This window comes from Chromobacterium sp. Beijing (genome assembly GCF_021496765.1).
GTDB lineage: Bacteria > Pseudomonadota > Gammaproteobacteria > Burkholderiales > Chromobacteriaceae > Chromobacterium.
The window spans coordinates 2,229,342-2,247,773 of sequence record NZ_CP053750.1 but is presented as its reverse complement, the minus strand read 5'-3'; the positions used below and the strand labels follow the sequence as shown (position 1 = coordinate 2,247,773).

Sequence of the window (18,432 nt, the reverse complement as noted above, 5' to 3'; positions counted from 1 at the left end):
GCTTGAATTAGAATTTTTGCTCTTAATTCGGCGGCGAAATAGGGCTGATCGAACCAAAAAATCCAGGCCCGGACCGGACGTCGCCGCCGCGGCGCGCCTTGCCGCAAATGCTTGGCGGGGCCGGCGGCGGGGCATAAAGCGCTTGTTATTTAGCCGGCATTGCGCCGAAAATGGCTCGCACAAGAGAAAACCATCATCGGCCGGGCTTAGCTCAGGCCGCCGCATCCGCCGCAGACCCGCCATCATGCCGCCCATGCCTGCCGCGTACGGCGATCCGGCCCGCCGCCAAGCATCCAAGTCAGGGGAGAACATGGAAATCTATCAGTTGCGCACCTTTGTCACCGTCGCCCAGCAAGGGCACCTGACACAGGCCGCCGAATTGCTGCACCTGTCGCAGCCGGCGGTCACCGCGCAAATCAAGGCCCTGGAAGAAGAAGTGGGCATGCAATTGTTCGAACGCAGCGCGGGCGGGGTGTCGCTGACCCGGACCGGCCAGGAATTGTTGCCGCAGGCGCAGGCGATACTGGGCGCGGCCAGCGGCATCATCAACCACGCGCGGCAATTGAAGGGCCAGTTGTCAGGCAAGGCGCGGATAGGCGTCACCTTGACGCCAGACACCTTGAAGATCGGACCCTGGGTGGCGGGCCTGGTGGAGCGTTATCCCTTGCTGGACATCCAATTGCGCCACGGCGTCACCGTGGACGTGCTGAACCTGGTGCGCAAGAAAGAACTGGACGCCGGCTTCTATCTGGGCAAAAACCCCTATGTGAACGTCTCCACCGTCAAGTTGGCGGAATTGCCGTTCCGCATCGTCCTGCCCGTCGGCTGGGCGTCGCGTTTGGCCGGCGGCGGCTTGAGGGAATTGGGCAAATTGCCGTGGATAGGCATTTCGCAGTTTTCCAGTCTTTCCAAAATCACCGCGGAGTTGTGGCGAGAACTCAACATTTCGCCTAAGAAGGTAGCGGAGTGCGATCATCTCGACGCCATCCTTGAATTGGTGGCCTCCGGGGTGGGGGTGGCGCTGGCGCGGGAAGAGGCGGCGCAGGCCTGGCAAGACGCCGGCAGGTTGACAGTGCTGCCGGATGTGCGCAAATTGGCCGAGTTGCAATTCGTCTACCCGGCGGACCGGGCGGGCGATCCCGTGTTGGAAACCTTGTTGCAAGAATTGCTGCAGGTGTGGCGTTTGCCCGCCGTTGCGGCTTAGAACCTGCTTGTGATCCGCTGCGCGTCTTCGAGGGCCGCGGCGCCTTCCTTGCAAGCAGGCGCTTAGGGCGGCTGCCGCGAGACGAGGCGGCCCGCCGGGTTTGATCGAGGAGTGGCAATGACCCGTAGTTGGTTGATCGGCGCGATGGAGAGTTACCGCAGCGCAGTGGAGCGCGGCCAGCAGCGCATGCTGGACGCCCAGCACGAGGCCTGTATCGTCTGGTGGTCGGCTTTTGCGCCGGCGTATCCGATGTCCCAGGGCGATTTGGAGCGCAGGCTGGACGATACCCTGTTGGTGGGCGCCAATCTGGTGCAGGCGCAAGCGGATACTCAGCGCGATTGGATGTTGCTGACCGAGCGTTGGCTGTCCGAGATGAACCGCGACGTGCAGGCCAGGCTGGACGCCGCCAGCGACGACGCGCCCTCGCTGCACCCGCTGTGTCGCGCCTGGCAGGTGGGCAGCCTGTCCGGCACCGCCTTGTCCAAGGTTTCCCGCCAAGTGGGGCATTTCGCCGCCACCAGCCTGTCGTCCACGCCCTTGCGCGCCGCTTGCGACGCCAGGCGGGTGTGGAAGCGACAACGCTCCTGATTCTCTTTCCCATAACACTAGCGCACGCCATGCCTCGATATCCATCGAGGCATTTTGTTTTTATACCGAGTGCGGCGCTGTCTGATTTGAAGCCGGGACTGCATGGAGTGCGTGGCCTGGCTGTATTTGGTTTGATTTTTAATATTAATTAGAGTTTTATTTAAGAATTTAATTTTTTAATTCATCGGGCGTTTTGTTGGTTTATTGCTTTGTTTTTCAATTGAAAATTTAGAGCGGGTTTTCAGGTATATTCAAGCGGTATCAGTGGTGGAACCTGTTCAAAGCTTTGCGCAGCGCGGCAGACATTGAAACGCTTCGCGAAATTGGACGGCGCCGATTTTCAAGGAGCGGGCGATGGCGGCGGAAATGCGCGGCGTATTTAAAACATACCGGATGGACCAAGTGGAAGTGCCGGCTTTGCACAATGTGGAATTGAAAGTGGCCGCCGCCCGATTCACTGTTTTGGCCGGGCCGTCCGGCAGCGGGAAAAGCACGATTTTGCATTTGCTGGGAGGCGTGGACCGGCCCGACCGCGGCGAGGTCGTCGTCGCCGGGCAGAGCATGGCGGCCTTGAGCGACGACGCGCTTAGCGATTTTCGCGCTCGCCACCTGGGCTTTGTGTTTCAAAGCTTCAATTTGCTGCCGGTGCTGTCCGCGCTGGAAAACGTGGAATATCCGCTGCGGCTGCAAGGCGCGCCGGCGGCGCGGCGCAAAGCGCGGGCGCTGGAGATGTTGGCGGCGGTGGGCTTGGCGGACAAGGCGGCGCACCGGCCCGGCCAGTTGTCCGGCGGCCAGCGCCAGCGGGTGGCGATTGCGCGCGCGCTGGTGCACGAGCCGGCGCTGGTGTTGGCCGACGAGCCCACCGCCAATCTGGACAGCGGCACCGGCGCCGCCATCCTGGCGCTGCTCAGGCAGTTGCAGCGCGAGCGCGGCGTGGCGGTGGTGTTCTCCTCGCACGATCCGCTGGTGATCGCGGCGGCGGACGAGCGTTATCGGGTCAGCGACGGCCGGGTCCGCGCGCTGGCCGCCGGGGAGGCGCCGGCATGAATGTTCTGCAACTGGCCTGGCGCAATCTATTGCGCAATCGCCGCCGCACCTGGGCAAGCGCTTTGACCATGGCGGTGGGCATGGCGGGCGTGCTGTTGTTCGGCGGCTATCAGCGCGCGGTCCAGTACGGGCTGGAAACGGCTTTTGTCCGCAAGCTCGGCCATTTGCAGGTGCAGCATCGCGATTATCTGCAATACGGCAGCGGCAACCCGGCCGCTTACGGCATCCGCGACTACCGGCGCATCCAGCGCGAGATCGAGTCGGACCCGGAACTGAAGGACATGTTGGCGGCCGTCACGCCGACCTTGACGCTGGGCGCCATCGCCGGCCATTACGCCAGCGGCACGTCGCGCACGGTGCTGGCGCAAGGCAGCGAGCCCGAAGGCCAGAACCGCTTGCTGCGCTGGGACGCGCGCGGTTTGCGCCAGGCGGCCAAGCCGATGGCCTTGACTGGCAGCGACGCCAACGCCGCGGTGCTGGGCGGCGGCGTCGCCAAGACTCTGGGGCTGTGCCTGTCCGACGGCGACCGGGCTTGCGCGGCGGCGGCGGCGGAAGGCGAGGGGCTGCCGCCGGACCTGGCGGCCTTGACCGGGTCGGCGCGCGCGGCGGACGGCAAGCGGATCGAACTGTTGACGGCCACCGCCGCCGGCGCGCCCAACGTCGCCCGCTTGCGGGTGTTGGGCGTGGAGCGGCAGGGCGCTCGGGAATGGGACGATGTCTATGTGGGCCTGCATCTGTCGCAGGCGCAACGGCTGCTGTACGGCGAGGGAGAGCCGATGGCGACGGCGATCTTGCTGCAGCTGAAGAGCAGCGGGCAGATCGAGGCCGCGCGCCGGCGGCTGCAGCAGCTGTTTCAAGCCGGTTTGAGCGCGCAGCCGCTGGCGGCCCACGATTTCGCCGCGCTGCAGCCGCTGTACGAGCGCATCGTCGACATGTTCGGCGCCATTTTCGGCTTCATGGCGGCGCTGATCGCCAGCGTGACGCTGTTCACCACCGGCAACACCATGAATATGGCGGTGATGGAGCGCACCCGTGAAATCGGCGCGCTGCGCTCCATCGGTCTGAGACGCGGCGGCGTCCAGCGGCTGTTCTTGTGCGAGGGCGCCCTGCTGGGCGTCATCGGCGGTTTGGGCGGCCTGCTGCTGTCGCTGGGCCTGGCCTGGCTGATCAACCGCGCCGGCCTGAGCTGGCTGCCTCCGGGCGTGGTGGATCCCAGCCCCATCCTGATCCGGGTCTGGGGCGAGACGCCGCTGCTGGCTTCGTGCATGGGCGGTTTGATGGCGGTGGCGCTGCTATCGTCGTGGTGGCCGTCGCGCCGGGCGGCGCGCTGGAACATCGTCGACACCTTGAGGCAGGCCTGAGCTGGCATGGCGGATGAGGGAAGGGAGCGGAAAATGAAGCGCGCGCGCATATTGGGCTTGGTTTTGCTGGGCTGGCAGGGTTTGGCCTGGGCCGCGCCGGACGCGCAGCAGATACTGGCCTGGAGCGACGAGGTGCGCAATCCGGGCAAGTCTTTCAGCCTGAAGGTCGACCTGCTCAGCTATAAGCAAGGCAAGCCTAGCGAAGCCAGCTCGCTGGTGTTGTATTCGCGGGCCGATCCGCGGCGCGGCCAGTTTCGCAGCCTGTTGCGCTTTGTCAGCCCCAGCCGCGACGCGGGCAAGCTGACCTTGAAAAGCGGCAAGGATTTATGGGTGTTCGACCCGGCGAGCCAGGCCAGCGTGCCGATTTCGCCGCAGCAACGGCTGCTGGGTCAGGCGGCCAACGGCGACGTGGTGACGGTGAACTGGACCCTGGACTATCGGGCCACCCTCGCGGCGGAGGAAACCGTGATGGACGGCGACCGCCAGCCGCGCGCCAGCTACAAGCTGCGGCTGAGCGCGAGGCGGCCGGACGTGACTTATCACGCCATCGAGCTGTGGGTGGATCGCGACGGTTACCGCAGCCGCAAGGCGCAGTTCTACGCCGCCAGCGGCGAGTTGCTGAAAACGGCTTATTACCGCGGCTACCGCCAGGCCCTGGGCCGGGACCGCCCACTGAGACCGTCATCATCGACGGCCTCAATCCGCAGTGGGTAACCGTGATGCGCAAGAGCGGTTTCGCTTGGCGCGAGGTGCCCGAGGCCTGGCTGCAGCGGGATTATCTGCCGCGGTTCCGGGTGGAGTGAGTGGCTGCGGTACGCTCAAATCCGCAACAAGGCGTCGCTGTCCTCCGCGTCCATGGTGTGCGGCTCGCCCACCAGCAGCGGATCGGCCGCTCGGGCGACGCGCGCGTCCTTGTCCGGGTAGTCCAGCCGGGACAGGAAGTAGCGGATGCAGTTGAGGCGGGCCCGCTTCTTGTCGTCGGATTTCACCACCGTCCACGGCGCGTCGCCGGTATGGGTGTGGAAGAAGGTCGCTTCCTTGGCCGCGGTGTAGTCGTCCCATTTGTCCAGCGACTGTATGTCTATGGGCGACAGTTTCCAGTGCTTCAAGGGATCGTCGCGGCGGGAGATGAAGCGGCGCAGCTGTTCCTCGCGGCTGACCGAGAACCAGAACTTGAACAGACGGATGCCGCTGTTGACCAGCATGCGCTCCAGTTGCGGCGTCTGGCGCATGAACTCCAGATATTCGTGCGGATGGCAAAAGCCCATCACGCGCTCCACGCCGGCGCGGTTGTACCAGGAGCGGTCGAAGAAGACGATCTCGCCGGCGGTGGGCAGGTGTTCGATGTAACGCTGGAAGTACCATTGGCCGCGCTCGCGGTCCGACGGCTTTTCCAGCGCCACCACGCGCGCGCCGCGCGGGTTCAGGTGTTCCATATAGCGTTTGATGGTGCCGCCCTTGCCGGCGGCGTCGCGGCCTTCGAACAGGATCACGATCTTCTGGCCGCTTTCCTTGACCCAGTTCTGCACTTTCAACAGTTCGATCTGCAGCGCCTGCTTCTGCAACTCGTATTCCGGGCGGCGCATCCGCGTGCGGTAGGGGTAGCTGGCCGGCAGTTCGGCGCTGACGCTGTCCTCCGCGCTGCCTTGCGGCGCGGCGGCCACTTGCAAGGCCACCGGCTGCTGACTGACGGTTTCGATGGCTTGCACCGATTCCTGGTGCGCGCGCTCCACATTGTTGCGGCGGTGGGAGGCGGTTCGGCGCGGCGGCTTGACGGCCGGCGGCTGGGCGTCGGCGTCCGCTTCCGCGGGCAGGGGGCTTGAGGCGGGTTTGTGTTTTGTGTCATGCAAGCTCCTTTGCGAGGGATAAAACCATGCTACTCCCATGGAAAACCGGTGTCGATGCGCGCGCTTTGGCGCGGCCGGAACACCGTTGGAGTCCGCAATGGGCGTTTTGTCACAAGGCAAAGCTTTTCATGCCGATTTCATGCATATTCATGCCATTGTGTTTTGACGGCGGAGCGGACTATGTGGGCGGTTGAGGTGAACGGGGTGTCGAAGAGCTACTGGATGGAGCAGGTGAGGGTGCCGGCGCTGGCCGATGTCAGCCTCAAGATCGCCGCGGCGCGCTTCACCGTGCTGTCCGGCCAGTCCGGCAGCGGCAAGACCACGCTGCTGAATCTGATCGGCGGCATAGACCGCGCCGACGTCGGAGAAATCGAGGTGGCGGGACAGGCGCTGAACCGTTTGAGCGATGACGCGCTCAGCGATTTTCGCGCGCGCCACATCGGCTTCATCTTCCAGAACTTCAATCTGATGCCGGTATTGTCGGCTTTTGAGAACGTAGAATACCCGCTGCAATTGCAAGGCGTGCCGGCGCGGCAGCGGCGCGAGCGGGCGCTGGAGATGCTGGCGGCGGTGGGCTTGGCGGACAAGGCGGCGAACCGGCCCGGCCAGCTGTCCGGCGGGCAGCGCCAGCGGGTGGCGATTGCGCGCGCGCTGGTGCACGAGCCGGCCTTGGTGCTGGCCGACGAACCCACCGCCAATCTGGACAGCCAGACCGGAGCGTCCATCCTGGCTCTGTTGCGCCAATTGCAGCGAGAACGCCGAGTGGCGGTGGTGTTCTCCTCGCATGACCCGCAGGTGATCGCGGCGGCGGACGAGCGTTACCTGGTCAGCGACGGCCGGGTCGGCGTCTTGAACGCGGGGGAGGCCTTGGCGTGAACACCTTGAAACTGGCTTGGCGCAATCTGTTGCGCAACCGTCGCCGCACCTTGGCGACCTTGTCCACCATGATCATAGGCCTGGTGGCGGTGCTGCTCTTCGGCGGCTACAACCGCACGGTGCAATACGGCTTGCAAACCGGCATGGTGCGCGCCGGCGGCCATCTGCAGGTGCAGCACCGGGATTACTTCCTGTACGGCAGCGGCAATCCGGCCGCTTACGGCATCCGCGACTACCGCGCGGCGATGCGGCTGATCGAGAACGATCCGGTGCTGCGGCCCATGCTGACCGTGGTCACGCCCACGCTGAGCCTGGGCGGCATCGCCGGTCATTATTCCGCCGGCGCCTCGCGTACGGTGATTGCGCGCGGCAGCGAGGTGGACGCGCAGAACCGCTTGCGGCGCTGGGACGATTACGGCTTCAACGACAAGCGCAAGCCGGTGGCGCTGACCGGCACCGCGCCGAACGCGGCGGTGATAGGCACCGGGGTGGCGCGGGTGCTGCAACTGTGCGCGGCCTTCAAGCTCAAGGATTGCGCGCCGCCGCCGGCTCCGCCGGGCGGCAAGGACCTGCCGGCCGATCTGGAGGCCTTGGCCGCGGCGGCGCCGCCGGCCAGCGTCCGCGACGATCAGATCGAACTGCTGGCCGCCACCGCCGCCGGCGCGCCCAATGTGGCCCGTCTGCAAGTGGCCAAGGTGGAGAGCCAGGGCATCAAGGAGCTGGACGATATGTATGTCGGTCTGCATCTGCGCCAGGCGCAACAGCTGGTGTACGGCCAGGGCGAGCCGATGGCCACCGCCATCGTGTTGCAGCTGCGGCACACCGCGCAGATTCCGGAGGCCGAGGCGCGTTTGCGTCAGCTGTTCGCCACCAGCTTGCGCGGCCAGCCGCTGGCGGCGCACGACTTCGCCACGCTGCAGCCGCAATACGGCCAGATCACCGGCATGTTCGGCACCATTTTCGGCTTCCTGGCGGTGTTGATCGCCTGCGTGGCGCTGTTCACCATAGGCAACACCATGAATATGGTGGTGCTGGAGCGCACGGTGGAGATCGGCACGCTGCGGGCGATGGGCCTGCGCCGCCGCGGCATCCAGCGGCTGTTCCTGTGCGAAGGCTGGCTGCTGGGCCTGGGCGGCGGGGTGCTGGGCATCGCGCTGGCGCTGTTGCTGGCCTGGCTGATCAATCACGCCGGGCTGACCTGGCTGCCGCCGGGGCAGGTGGACCCTAGCCCCATCCTGGTGCGGGTATGGGGGGAGTGGCGGATGATGGCGGTGACCGCCGGCGGTTTGATGGCGATGGCGCTGCTGTCGTCGTGGTGGCCGGCGCGGCGGGCGGCGGCGGCCAATATCGTGGAGGCTTTGCGTCATGCGTGAAACGTTTGGAATCTCTACCGGCATGAAGACGACACGCTGGGCCGCGTTGAGCGTTGCCCTGTGGGCGGCGTCGGCGCTGGCGGCGCCGGACGCGCAGACCATCCTGGCCAATAGCGACGCGGTGCGCAATCCGGAACGCTCTTTCGGGCTGGTGGTGTCCTTGGTCAGCTATAAGGACGGCAAGCAGAACGAGGCCAGCGCGCTGGCGGTGTATTCGCGCGCCGATCAGAAAAGCGGCCAGTTCCGCAGCCTGCTGCGTTTCATCAATCCCAAGCGGGACGCCGGCAAGCTGATGCTCAAGAGCGGCAACGATCTGTGGTTTTTCGATCCGGCGAGCAAGGCCAGCGTGCCGATTTCGCCGCAGCAGCGGCTCTTGGGCCAGGCGGCCAACGGCGACGTGGTCACCGTCAATCTGGCGCTGGACTATCAGGCGGCGCTGGCCGGCGAGGAAACGATACAGGACGGGGACCGCCAGGCGCGGCTTTGCTACAAGCTGCGGCTGAGCGCGCGCAATCCCGGCGTCACCTACCACGCCATCGATCTGTGGGTGGATCGCGACGGCTACCGCAGCCGCAAGGCGCAGTTCTACGCCGAAAGCGGCAGTCTGTTGAAGACCGCGTATTACCGCGCTTACCAGCCGGTGCTGGGACGCGAGCGCCCAACCGAGACCGTGATCATAGACGGCCTCAATCCGCGCTGGATCACCGTGCTGCGCAACAGCCAGTTCGCCTGGCGCGAGGTGCCGGAAGCCTGGCTGCAGCGCGATTATCTGCCGCGCTTCCGGGCCGAATGACGATGCGGCGGCTGGCGTTTGGGCTGGCGCTGGTCTGCGCTGCCGCGCGGGGCGCAGACGCGTCGCCGGAGGAGGACGCGCTGCGGCTGGCCGATCAGACCCGGATGGAGGATGACAAGCCGCGGGATCTGAAGCTTCAGCTGGAGGCCGCCGCCTTGTCGCCGCGGCCGGGGGAGGACGGCCAGCGGCTGTCCTTCGATCTGCGCTGGGACGGCCGGCTGAGCCCGGCCTGGCGCGGCGTGCTGGCCAACCGGCTGGATTGGCGCTTCGCCGGCTCGCCGCGGCGGGACCACGGCGTCAACACCTTGAAGGAAGCGTATCTGAGCCGCGAGTTCGGCGTCGAGACGATGATGGACCTGGGGCGTATCAATACCCGCTACGGCGTGGCCGTCGGCTACAACCCCACCGATTTTCTCGGCGCGGGCACCGTGCGCTCGGTAGTGTCCGCGGACCCGGACAGCCTGCGGCAAAACCGCTTGGGCAACGCCATGTTGCGCTGGCAGAAGCTGTGGGACCGCGGCTCCTTGACCGCGATCTGGTCGCCCAAGCTGGGGTCGGGGCCGAATCCGGACGGTGCCAGCCTGGACTGGGGCGCCAGCAATCCCCGGCAGCGGCTGCTGTTGGCCGGCAGTTATCGCTTTGCGGAGAACCTCAATCCGCAATGGCTGCTGTTGCAGGAGCAAGGCCGTTCGCCTCAGCTGGGCTTCAATCTGTCGCGCGTGCTCGGCGACGCCACCGTGGTCTATCTGGAATGGGCCGGCGGCCGGCAGCGGACCGATTGGAGGCAAAGCCTGGGACGGCCGGATTCGGCCTGGCGCAATCGCCTGTCCGGGGGCTTGAGCTGGACCGGCGCCAACAAGCTGAGCCTGACGCTGGAGGGACAGCAGGACGGGGCGGCGCCGGACCGGGACGAATGGCGCGCGCTGCGCGCGAGGCCCGCGCTCTACGCCGCCTATCGGGCGGGGGTGGGCACCGGTGGCGGCCTGCCCACCCGGCGCGCCGCCTTGCTGCGCGCGCATTGGCAGGATGCGCTGGTGGACGATCTGGACGTGACCGCGATGCGCAGCTTCGACCTGGTAGACCACAGCGGCATGAATTGGGCGGAGGCCCGCTATCACCTGGGGCCGGCGGATCTGGCCTTGCAGTGGCAACGCTTCGACGGCGCGCCGGACAGCCGTTACGGCGCCAGCCCGGCGCGGCGGGTCTGGCAAGTGCTGTTCGACTATTTCTTCTGAGCGCCTGTTCACGATCCGCCGCGCTGCGGCGAAGCCTTGCAAACCCCTTCGAAATTCCCGTGCTTCGTACGGCTATTCCATTTTCTCCGCCGCAGCGCCCTGTCTTGCCCCGGCTCGCGACCGCGCGGACAGCCCTGAGTCGGTGCGCGTGATGACCGCCGCGCCGCGGGAAGGCATGGCGAGCGGCGGGGAAAGCAACCATAGTGATGTGTGGGCGACGCGATGTCGCTAGGCGTCGATAGGATCCTGACGGAGGGGACGGGCATGGGCATGAATACGGCGGCCGCTTTGCAAACGTATCTGCGTTCCTGGAATACGGCGGGCTGCCTGCACGGCGTGGCCGCCGTCTCGCTGGCCGACGGCGAACGGGTGGCGGTGGCCGGCGGCATGGCCGATCCCGGCCTGGGCGTGGCCAACGAGAAGGACACCGTGTTTCGCATCGGCTCGCTGAGCAAGAGCTTCACCGCGGCCGCCTTGCTGCAGCAGGTGGCCCAGGGGCGGCTGGAGCTGAGCGACAGCCTGGAGCGCTTCTTCCCCGATTTCCCCAATGCGGCGGGCATCAGCCTGCATCAATTGCTGAATCACAGCGCCGGCACCGCCAATTTCACCAGCGCGGCCGAGTATTGGCCGACGCGGATGCGGCTGGCGCACCGGCCGCAGGAACTGCTGGACTGGGCGCACGCCTTGCCGCCGGCCTGCCCGCCCGGCATCGCCCACGCTTACAGCAATACCGGCTATTTGTTGCTGGCGGCCATTGTGGAGCGGGTCGCGGATCAGGACTTCGCCAGCTATCGGCAGCAATACCTGTTCCGGCCGCTGGGCCTGGAGCGCACCTATGTCGACGACGGCCGCGTCATCCTGCCGCAAGCCGCGCGCGGCCTGCATCCGGGAGCGCCGTGGCGCTACGCGGAACCTATGGACATGTCGGTGGCCTGGGGCGTTTACGATCTGGCCTCCAGCGCCGGCGATCTGTGCCGCTGGCTGGAGGCCCTGCAGCGGGGAGAGGCGTTGCCGGCCCGGCTGGCGGCCTTGATGCTGGACGTGGGGGCCTTGGAGTACGCCTACGGGTTTTACGGCGAGGACTGGACGCTGGCCGGCCGCCGGCAGCGGCTGGCCCAGCATTTTGGCGACGTCAACGGCTTCTTCGCCTTCATGAGCGTCTTGCCCGGCGGCGGCGGCGTGGTGGCGCTGACCAACGCCTTCGGCTCGCCGGTGGAGCGTTTGGGCAGGGATTTGGCGCGCATCGCCAGCGGAGAAACGCTGGAAGCGCTGCCGCCGCCGGGACGGCAGCAGCCGGACGAGCAGTTGTTCGTCCCCGGTCGCTATGAGAACGGGGAAGGGGCGTGGCTGGAGTTGTTTTACAACGAGCACGGCTGCTATGCGCGCAGTCCGCGCCGTTACGACCTGCCCATCGCCTACCCGTTGACGGTGACGGCGCAGACGCCGCAACTGGCGCGCGCCGCGGTGTTGCCGGAGACCTTGTTGATAGAGGAAGGGACCTTGCAATGGTGCGACGCGGAGGGGGTGACCAGGCGTCTGCGGCGGCAGTAGGCGGTTTGTCCGGCGGGATGGCGTGGTCTATCGTGAGAACAGACAAAACCAAGCCAGCTTTCGAGTCGAGGCCGAGAATTGACGGACTTTAAACAAGGGGCGCGGGGGTGGCGTTTCCGGGCCTTTCTCGCTGTCTTTCCATGGCGCGCGTGCGGGATGGGGGTTCTGGTGCCCTTGCTGGCCCTGTCCGCGCAATGGCTGTTGTGGGACTGGGTCCGCCCTTACGCCTGGTTCCTGTTTTATCCCGCCGTCTTCCTCTCCGCCATGCTGGGCGGGCTGGCCGGCGGCCTGGTCGCCACCGCCTTGTCGGTGCCGTTGGTCTGGTATCTGTTCATCCCCCCGCAATGGAGCTTCGCCATCGCCCGGCCGGCGGATGCCGCCTCCATTGTCCTGTTCGCGCTGTGCGGCTTGATGTTGAGCCTGTTCAGCCAGCGCCTGATCAGCCGCCGCTCGCGCTGGGCGGAGAGCGAACTGACGCGTCAGCAGGCCTTGTTGCACGCCATCATCGACAACTCCACCGCGGTGATTTTCGTCAAGGACGTGGACGGCCGCTATTTATTGGTCAACCAGCGTTATCCCGAGTTGTTCCATATCAGCGCGGAGGCTATGCGCGGCTTGCGCGACGAGGATCTGTTCCCGCCTGAGGTGGTGGCCAGTTTGCGCAGCGCCGACTTGGAGGTGTTGAGCAGCGGGCAGGCGCGCGAATACGAGGAGACGGTGCCGCAGGACGATGGCCCGCACACCTATCTGGTGTACAAGTTTCCCCTGCGCGACGCCAAGGGGCGAGCCTACGCGGTGTGCGGCATCGCCTCCGACATCAGCGCGCTCAAGCGCGCCGAGGCGGAACAGAGGCAGCGGGAGGAGTGGCTGCGGGAAATGAGCGCCATCGCCCGGGTGGGCGGGTGGTGGTTCGATCCCGCCAGCGGGGACGGCGGCTGGACCTCGGAAGTGGCCCGCATTCACGATCTGCCGGCCGACGAGCCGATCAACACCCGCATTGGACTGAGTTTTTTCCACGGCGAAGACCGACAGCGCATCGAGGAGGCCGTGCGCCGGGTGGTGGCGGAAGCCGAACCCTATGATCTGGAGTTGCAACTGCTGAGCGCAAGCGGCCAGCGCAAATGGGTGCGCGTGTCCGGCAGACCGGTGCTGGCGGACGGCAAGGTGGTGTCGGTACGCGGCGCGATGCAGGATGTGTCCGAGCGCAAGGCCATGGAAAACGCCTTGCTGGAGAGCGAGGAAAGGCTGTCGCTGTTCATCGAGCACGCGCCGGCGGCGCTGGCGATGTTCGATCGCGACATGCGTTATCTGGCCGCCAGCCGCCGCTGGCTCGACGATTACCGTTTGGACGGCGAGACGCTCATCGGCCGATCCCACTATGAGGTGTTTCCGGAAGTCCCCGCCGTCTGGCGGGAGGTGCATCGGCGGGCGCTGGCCGGGGAGGTGATACGCGAGGAGGAGGACCGCTTTCTGCGCCTGGACGGCGCGGCGCAGTGGCTGTGCTGGGAAGTGCGGCCATGGCATGCGCGCGACGGATCCATCGGCGGCATCGTGATCTTCACCGAGGACATCACCGTCCGCAAATCCATGGAAGAAGAGCGCCACCGGCTGGCGGAAGCGCTGGATCAATCGGCGCAGCCGGTGGTAATGACCGACGCGGCCAAGAACATCTTGTACGTCAACGCCGCGTTCGGCGAACTGATGGGTTATCCGATGGGCGATTTGCTGGGCTCGTCGATCTCCCGCTTCATCCCGGACGACCCGGCAAGGAGGGCGGAACGGGCGGCGCTGGAACGGCAGGTGGTGGAACAAGGGCGCTGGAGCGGCGAACTGGCCCGCGTCGCCCGCAACGGCGAAATCATCCCGGTGTACGCCTCCGTCACCGCCATGCACGATCTGTCCGGCGCGTTTTGCGGCTTTTTCGGCACCTATAACGATTTACGGCCGTTGCGTGAAAAAACCCAGGCGCTGGCCAGCGCCGAAGCGCGGTATCGCAGCGTGCTGGATCATGCGGCCGACGCGGTCTTGGTGGCGGACGCGGAAGGGCGTTATCAGTACGCCAATCTGCAAGCCTGTCAGCTATTGGGCTATGAGGAAGCGGAAATCCTGGCGATGCGGGTGGGCGATTTCAGCGTCGACTCCGCGGCGGGCGACGCGCAGTCCTTGTTCCGGCGCCTGCTGTCCGACGAGCAGCTGAGCGCCGAGATGCTGCTGCGGCGCAAGGACGGCGCCGAGGTGCCGGTGGAAGTGAACGCGATCCGCCTGCCGGACGGCGGGGTCTACGGCGCTTTCCGCGACATCACTCTGAGACGGCAGGCGGCGGAACGGATCCGTCAGCTGTCGATGGCGGTGGAACAGAGCCCGGAGAGCGTCGTCATCACCGATCTGGAGACGCGGATCGAATACGTCAACGAAGCCTTTGTCCGCAATACCGGCTACAGCCGGGAAGAAGTGATGGGGCAAACGCCCAATCTGCTCAAGTCCGGGCTGACCCCGGCGGAAACCTATGCCGAACTCTGGGAGGCGCTGCGGGCCGGCAAGCCGTGGAAAGGCGAGCTGTTCAACCGGCGCAAGGACGGCAGCGACTATGTGGACTTCGCCCATATCTCGCCTATCCGTCAGCCGGACGGCAGAATCAGCCATTATCTGTCCTTGCAGGAGGATATCAGCGAGAAAAAGCGCCTGGGCCTGGAGCTGGACCAGCATCGTCATCATCTGGAAGAGTTGGTGGCGATGCGCACCGCCGAAGTGCGCGCCACCAGCGCCAAACTGCAAACCACTCAGTTCGCCATGGACAGCGTGGGCATAGGCATACATTGGGTGGACGCGGCCAGCGGGCGGCTGATCTACGTCAACCGCTACGCGGCGCAATTGCTGGGCTACGACATCGAAGACATGCTGCGCCTGAACGTGTCCGACATCGTGCCCGACACCACGCCCGACCTTTACGCGCGAACCGTGGAGCGCCTGCGGCAACAGAGCCGGGCGCAGTTCGAAACCTGGCAAAGAACGCGGGACGGGCGGCTGGTGGCGGTGGAGATGATTTTGTACTACTTGCCGGACACGCCGGGCGCCTCGGACACCATCATCGGTTTCGTCACCGACATCACCCGGCGCAAGGAAACCGAGCAGGCCCTGGTGCGCGCCAAGGAGGACGCGGAAGCGGCCAATCTGGCCAAGAGCGCCTTCGTCGCCAATATGAGCCATGAAATCCGCACGCCCTTGAACGCCATCATCGGCTTCACCCACTTGCTGATGCGCACCCAGCCGCGGCCGGAGCAGCAGGCCAAGCTGGAAAAGGTGCTGGTGGCCAGCGGGCATCTGCTCTCCATCATTAACGACATTCTGGACCTGTCCAAGATCGAAGCCGGCAAGTTGTCGCTGGAGCGGACCGACTTCTCCGTCGGGGCGCTGTTCGACCATGCGCGGTCGCTGATCGACGAAGCGGCGCAGGCCAAGGGCTTGCGCGTGGAGATCGATTACGCCGGCGTGCCGCCGTGTCTGCGCGGCGATCCCACCCGCCTGCGCCAGGCCTTGCTCAACTACGCCGGCAACGCGGTCAAATTCACCGAGCGGGGCACGATAGCCCTGCGCGCCCGGCTGCTGAGGAGCGAGGGCGAGCGCCTGCTGCTGCGCTTCGAGGTGCGCGACACCGGCATAGGCATTCCCGCCGACAAGCTGGCCGGCCTGTTCCAGGCGTTTCAGCAGGCGGACGATTCCACCACCCGCAAATACGGCGGCACCGGCCTGGGGTTGGCGATCACCCAGCGGCTGGCGGCCTTGATGGGCGGCGAAGTGGGGGTGGAAAGCCGGGAAGGACAGGGCAGCGTGTTTTGGCTGACCGCCTGGCTGACGCTGGGGCGGAGCGTGGCGGCCGAGCCCGCCGGCGTGGAGCCGGACGAGGTGGAGGCCGAACTGCGCTTGCGCGCGGACGCGCGGGTGCTGGTGGTGGAGGACGACGTCATCAATCAGGAAGTGGCGCTCTGGCTATTGGGCAGCGTCGGCCTGAGAGCCGAGCTGGCGAGGAACGGCCGCGAGGCCGTGGAGTGCGCCGCCGCGGGCGAATACGATCTGGTGCTGATGGACGTGCAGATGCCGGAACTGGACGGCTTGGAGGCGACGCGCCGGATCCGGGCCATGCCGAGCTGGGAGCGGGTCCCGATTCTGGGCATGACCGCCAACGCCTTCGACGAGGATCGCCAGCGTTGCCTGGAGGTCGGCATGAACGACTTCGTGGCCAAGCCGGTGGACCCGGAACAGCTGTTCGGCTTGCTGCTGAAATGGCTGCCGTCGATGATTCCGCCCGAGAGGATCCGCGTCGATCCGACGCCGGAAAGCGGGCGCCGGGAACAGTTGATGAGGCTGCCCGGCGTGGACCTGGAGGCGGGCCTGCGCATCGTCGGGGACGACCTGGAGCGTTTTGAGCGCTTGCTGCGCAAATTCGCGGGCATGCACCGCGACGACTTGGCCAGGCTGCAGGGCCTGGCGCGGGCCGAGGAGGGCGAGGAGGCATGCCGTATCGCCCATTCGCTGAAAGGCGCCGCCGGCTCCTTGGGGCTGGTCCGCATCCAGACCGAGGCGGCCGCGCTGGAAGCCGTCTTGCGGCAAGGGCGGCTTGAAGAGGCTATGCCCGGCATGCAGGCGCTGGGCCTGGAGCTGACGGCCTTGTGCGCGGCCCTGGACGCCTTGCCGGCAATGGCATAAGCGCGCCAGATTCTGGCCTTTTCATGCAACTTGGCGCAGCTTATTGAGTCAATCAATAGGATGAAGTCATTTTTTCCGATGGCCGGCGGCCATTCCGGTCGCCGGCCGGGCGCGAAGATCCGGCCTGGCGTTGGACGCGAGGCAGGCTGGCGCCGATGCGCCGAGGACGCGGAAGGTTTCTCTACATGAATATCCCTTTAGGCACTATCGAAGGCTTCTACGGCAAGCCGTGGAATTGGGCGCAGCGGGAGCTGCTGGTCACCACGCTGGCGGCGCACGGCTACCGTTTCTATCTGTACGCGCCGAAAGCGGACGCGTATCTGCGCCGCCAGTGGCAGCTGGACTACCCGGCTGAGCAGGAGGCTAGGCTGGCGGCGTTCGCCGCTCATTGCCGGCGGCAGGAGGTCGGTTTCGGCATGGGGCTGAGCCCGTACGAAGCGTATCTGGATTTCAACGACGAGGCCCGCCAGGCGCTGGCGCGCAAGCTGGAGCAACTGCAGCGCATCGGCGTCAGCCAACTGGCCATCCTGTTCGACGATATGCGCGGCGATCTGCCCGATCTGGCGGAGCGCCAGGCGGAGATCGTCGCCTGGGTGCGGCAGCGCTGCGCGGTGGAGCGTTTGTTGGTCTGCCCCAGCTATTATTCCAGCGATCCGGTGCTGGACCGGGTGTTCGGCCAGCGCCCGGCCGGCTATCTGCAGCAACTGGGCCAGTGGCTGGCGCCGGACATCGATATTTTCTGGACCGGCGAGGAGGTGTGCTCGCGCGAAATCTCGCCCGGACACCTGCTGCAAGTGGGCAAATGGCTGGGCCGCAAGCCGGTGTTGTGGGACAACTACCCGGTGAACGACGGCGCGCGGATGTCGCAATACCTGCACCTGCGCGGCTTCACCGGGCGGTCCGCGGCCAACGCCGAGCTGCTGGCGGCGCATGGGATCAATCCGGCGCAGCAAGCCGCGCTCAGCCTGATTCCCGCGCTGACGCTGGCGGACAGCTACCGCTTGGGGCCGCGCTATCAATACGGCGCCTCGATGCGCCGGGCGGCCCAGGTGGTGGCCGGCGAGGAACTGGCCGACATGCTGTGGCGGGATCTGCTGCTGCTGCAGGACGTGGGGCTGGATCAACTGGGCGAGCGCGCGGCGGAACTGCGCGCGCGTTACGCGGCGGTGGAGCACCCTTGCGCGCACGAAGTGGTGGCCTGGCTGGATGGCGAGTATCGGATCAGCGAGCTTGAGGTGCAGACTCAGTAGGGAGGCTACTTGGCGTTACATGCCTTTACAACTGACTAACAGACGGGGGCGGGCCGGGACGCCTAGGATGAGCAGCAAGGAAACACCAAAGCCTGGCGTCGCGGCCGCACTGAGCAGACGGACGCCCCCTGACCCGACTGGAGAATGTCATCATGAAAAAACTGAGCCTGATCGTACTGTCCGCCGCTTTCGCCCTGAGCTCCGCCGCCGGTTTCGCCGCCGAAGCCGCCAAGCCGGCTTCCGCCCCGGCCGCCAAAGCCGCGCCCGCCGCCAAGAAAGCGCAGCACAAGGCGGTGAAGAAGCACGCTTCCGCTCCGGCGCAGAAAGCCCAGGCGGCCAAGGCTGAAGCCTCCGCCCCGGCCAAGGCCGCCAAGAAGCCGGCGCAGCACAAGAAGCACGTCGCCAAGAAAGTCCACAAACAAGCGGCCTCCGCTCCGGCTCAGAAAGCGCAAGCGGCCAAGGCGGAAGCTTCCGCTCCGGCCAAAGCCGCCAAGAAACCGGCGCAGCACAAGAAGCACGCCGCTAAAAAGACCCACAAGAAAGCCGCGGCTTCCGCAGCCAAGTAAGCTGAAAGAGGCCGCGCTCAGCGCGGCCCGAACGGGG

14 protein-coding genes are annotated in these 18,432 nt (G+C 66.2%); 13 read left to right on the top strand and 1 reads right to left on the bottom strand.

Features of this window, described 5'->3' with window-relative positions:
* Positions 1-310 precede the first annotated feature (310 nt).
* The 5 genes from HQN78_RS10330 (at position 311) to HQN78_RS10310 (ending at position 4,914) form a co-directional block, all read left to right on the top strand.
* Positions 311-1,204 (top strand): LysR family transcriptional regulator, encoded by an 894-nt coding sequence (locus tag HQN78_RS10330; protein WP_235089397.1) that lies wholly within the window; start codon positions 311-313, stop codon positions 1,202-1,204.
* 117 nt (positions 1,205-1,321) lie between these two features.
* On the top strand, positions 1,322-1,792 hold the full coding sequence (locus tag HQN78_RS10325) for a hypothetical protein (RefSeq protein ID WP_146176693.1): 471 nt from the start codon (positions 1,322-1,324) through the stop codon (positions 1,790-1,792).
* 354 nt (positions 1,793-2,146) lie between these two features.
* On the top strand, positions 2,147-2,839 hold the full coding sequence (locus tag HQN78_RS10320) for an ABC transporter ATP-binding protein (RefSeq protein WP_235089395.1): 693 nt from the start codon (positions 2,147-2,149) through the stop codon (positions 2,837-2,839).
* Complete coding sequence (locus HQN78_RS10315; protein ID WP_235089393.1) at positions 2,836-4,200, top strand: ABC transporter permease; 1,365 nt, start codon at positions 2,836-2,838, stop codon at positions 4,198-4,200. Before HQN78_RS10320 ends, HQN78_RS10315 begins: the two co-directional genes overlap by 4 nt.
* A gap of 33 nt (positions 4,201-4,233) precedes the next feature.
* Positions 4,234-4,914 (top strand): outer membrane lipoprotein-sorting protein, encoded by a 681-nt coding sequence (locus HQN78_RS10310; RefSeq protein WP_235089390.1) that lies wholly within the window; start codon positions 4,234-4,236, stop codon positions 4,912-4,914.
* Between the two features lie 104 nt (positions 4,915-5,018).
* Here the strand turns inward: HQN78_RS10310 and ppk2 are convergent, their stop codons facing one another.
* On the bottom strand, positions 5,019-5,900 hold the full coding sequence (ppk2, locus tag HQN78_RS10305) for a polyphosphate kinase 2 (RefSeq protein WP_235089781.1): 882 nt from the start codon (positions 5,898-5,900) through the stop codon (positions 5,019-5,021).
* A gap of 327 nt (positions 5,901-6,227) precedes the next feature.
* On the opposite strand from ppk2, the gene HQN78_RS10300 reads away from it, so the two are divergent.
* The 8 genes from HQN78_RS10300 to HQN78_RS10265 all read left to right on the top strand — a co-directional run bounded on the left by HQN78_RS10300 (position 6,228) and on the right by HQN78_RS10265 (position 18,395).
* Complete coding sequence (locus HQN78_RS10300) at positions 6,228-6,923, top strand: ABC transporter ATP-binding protein (RefSeq protein ID WP_227107650.1); 696 nt, start codon at positions 6,228-6,230, stop codon at positions 6,921-6,923.
* Positions 6,920-8,296, top strand: a complete 1,377-nt coding sequence (locus HQN78_RS10295; protein ID WP_235089388.1) for an ABC transporter permease — start codon at positions 6,920-6,922, stop codon at positions 8,294-8,296. Before HQN78_RS10300 ends, HQN78_RS10295 begins: the two co-directional genes overlap by 4 nt.
* A 22-nt stretch (positions 8,297-8,318) precedes the next feature.
* Positions 8,319-9,089 carry an outer membrane lipoprotein-sorting protein gene (locus HQN78_RS10290; RefSeq protein ID WP_235089386.1) on the top strand — a complete coding sequence of 257 codons (771 nt, stop codon included), beginning with the start codon at positions 8,319-8,321 and terminating at the stop codon, positions 9,087-9,089.
* Positions 9,086-10,324 carry a hypothetical protein gene (locus tag HQN78_RS10285; protein ID WP_235089383.1) on the top strand — a complete coding sequence of 413 codons (1,239 nt, stop codon included), beginning with the start codon at positions 9,086-9,088 and terminating at the stop codon, positions 10,322-10,324. The genes HQN78_RS10290 and HQN78_RS10285 overlap by 4 nt, the downstream gene beginning before the upstream one ends.
* Positions 10,325-10,588: 264 nt before the next feature.
* Positions 10,589-11,875 (top strand): serine hydrolase, encoded by a 1,287-nt coding sequence (locus tag HQN78_RS10280; RefSeq protein WP_107800205.1) that lies wholly within the window; start codon positions 10,589-10,591, stop codon positions 11,873-11,875.
* 156 nt (positions 11,876-12,031) lie between these two features.
* Positions 12,032-16,579: a PAS domain S-box protein gene (locus HQN78_RS10275; protein ID WP_235089381.1), complete on the top strand. Its 4,548-nt coding sequence runs from the start codon at positions 12,032-12,034 to the stop codon at positions 16,577-16,579.
* Between the two features lie 185 nt (positions 16,580-16,764).
* On the top strand, positions 16,765-17,829 hold the full coding sequence (locus HQN78_RS10270) for a beta-N-acetylglucosaminidase domain-containing protein (protein ID WP_107800202.1): 1,065 nt from the start codon (positions 16,765-16,767) through the stop codon (positions 17,827-17,829).
* A 152-nt stretch (positions 17,830-17,981) separates the two neighbouring features.
* Positions 17,982-18,395: a hypothetical protein gene (locus HQN78_RS10265; protein ID WP_235089379.1), complete on the top strand. Its 414-nt coding sequence runs from the start codon at positions 17,982-17,984 to the stop codon at positions 18,393-18,395.
* Positions 18,396-18,432 lie beyond the last annotated feature (37 nt).

Bases quoted from the DNA above. Each gene is read 5' to 3' on its own strand.
- HQN78_RS10330 (WP_235089397.1), top strand. From the start codon at position 311: ATGGAAATCTATCAGTTGCGCACCTTTGTCACCGTCGCCCAGCAAGGG.
- HQN78_RS10325 (WP_146176693.1), top strand. From the start codon at position 1,322: ATGACCCGTAGTTGGTTGATCGGCGCGATGGAGAGTTACCGCAGCGCA.
- HQN78_RS10320 (WP_235089395.1), top strand. From the start codon at position 2,147: ATGGCGGCGGAAATGCGCGGCGTATTTAAAACATACCGGATGGACCAA.
- HQN78_RS10315 (WP_235089393.1), top strand. From the start codon at position 2,836: ATGAATGTTCTGCAACTGGCCTGGCGCAATCTATTGCGCAATCGCCGC.
- HQN78_RS10310 (WP_235089390.1), top strand. From the start codon at position 4,234: ATGAAGCGCGCGCGCATATTGGGCTTGGTTTTGCTGGGCTGGCAGGGT.
- HQN78_RS10300 (WP_227107650.1), top strand. From the start codon at position 6,228: ATGTGGGCGGTTGAGGTGAACGGGGTGTCGAAGAGCTACTGGATGGAG.
- HQN78_RS10290 (WP_235089386.1), top strand. From the start codon at position 8,319: ATGAAGACGACACGCTGGGCCGCGTTGAGCGTTGCCCTGTGGGCGGCG.
- HQN78_RS10285 (WP_235089383.1), top strand. From the start codon at position 9,086: ATGACGATGCGGCGGCTGGCGTTTGGGCTGGCGCTGGTCTGCGCTGCC.
- HQN78_RS10280 (WP_107800205.1), top strand. From the start codon at position 10,589: ATGGGCATGAATACGGCGGCCGCTTTGCAAACGTATCTGCGTTCCTGG.
- HQN78_RS10275 (WP_235089381.1), top strand. From the start codon at position 12,032: ATGGGGGTTCTGGTGCCCTTGCTGGCCCTGTCCGCGCAATGGCTGTTG.
- HQN78_RS10270 (WP_107800202.1), top strand. From the start codon at position 16,765: ATGAATATCCCTTTAGGCACTATCGAAGGCTTCTACGGCAAGCCGTGG.
- HQN78_RS10265 (WP_235089379.1), top strand. From the start codon at position 17,982: ATGAAAAAACTGAGCCTGATCGTACTGTCCGCCGCTTTCGCCCTGAGC.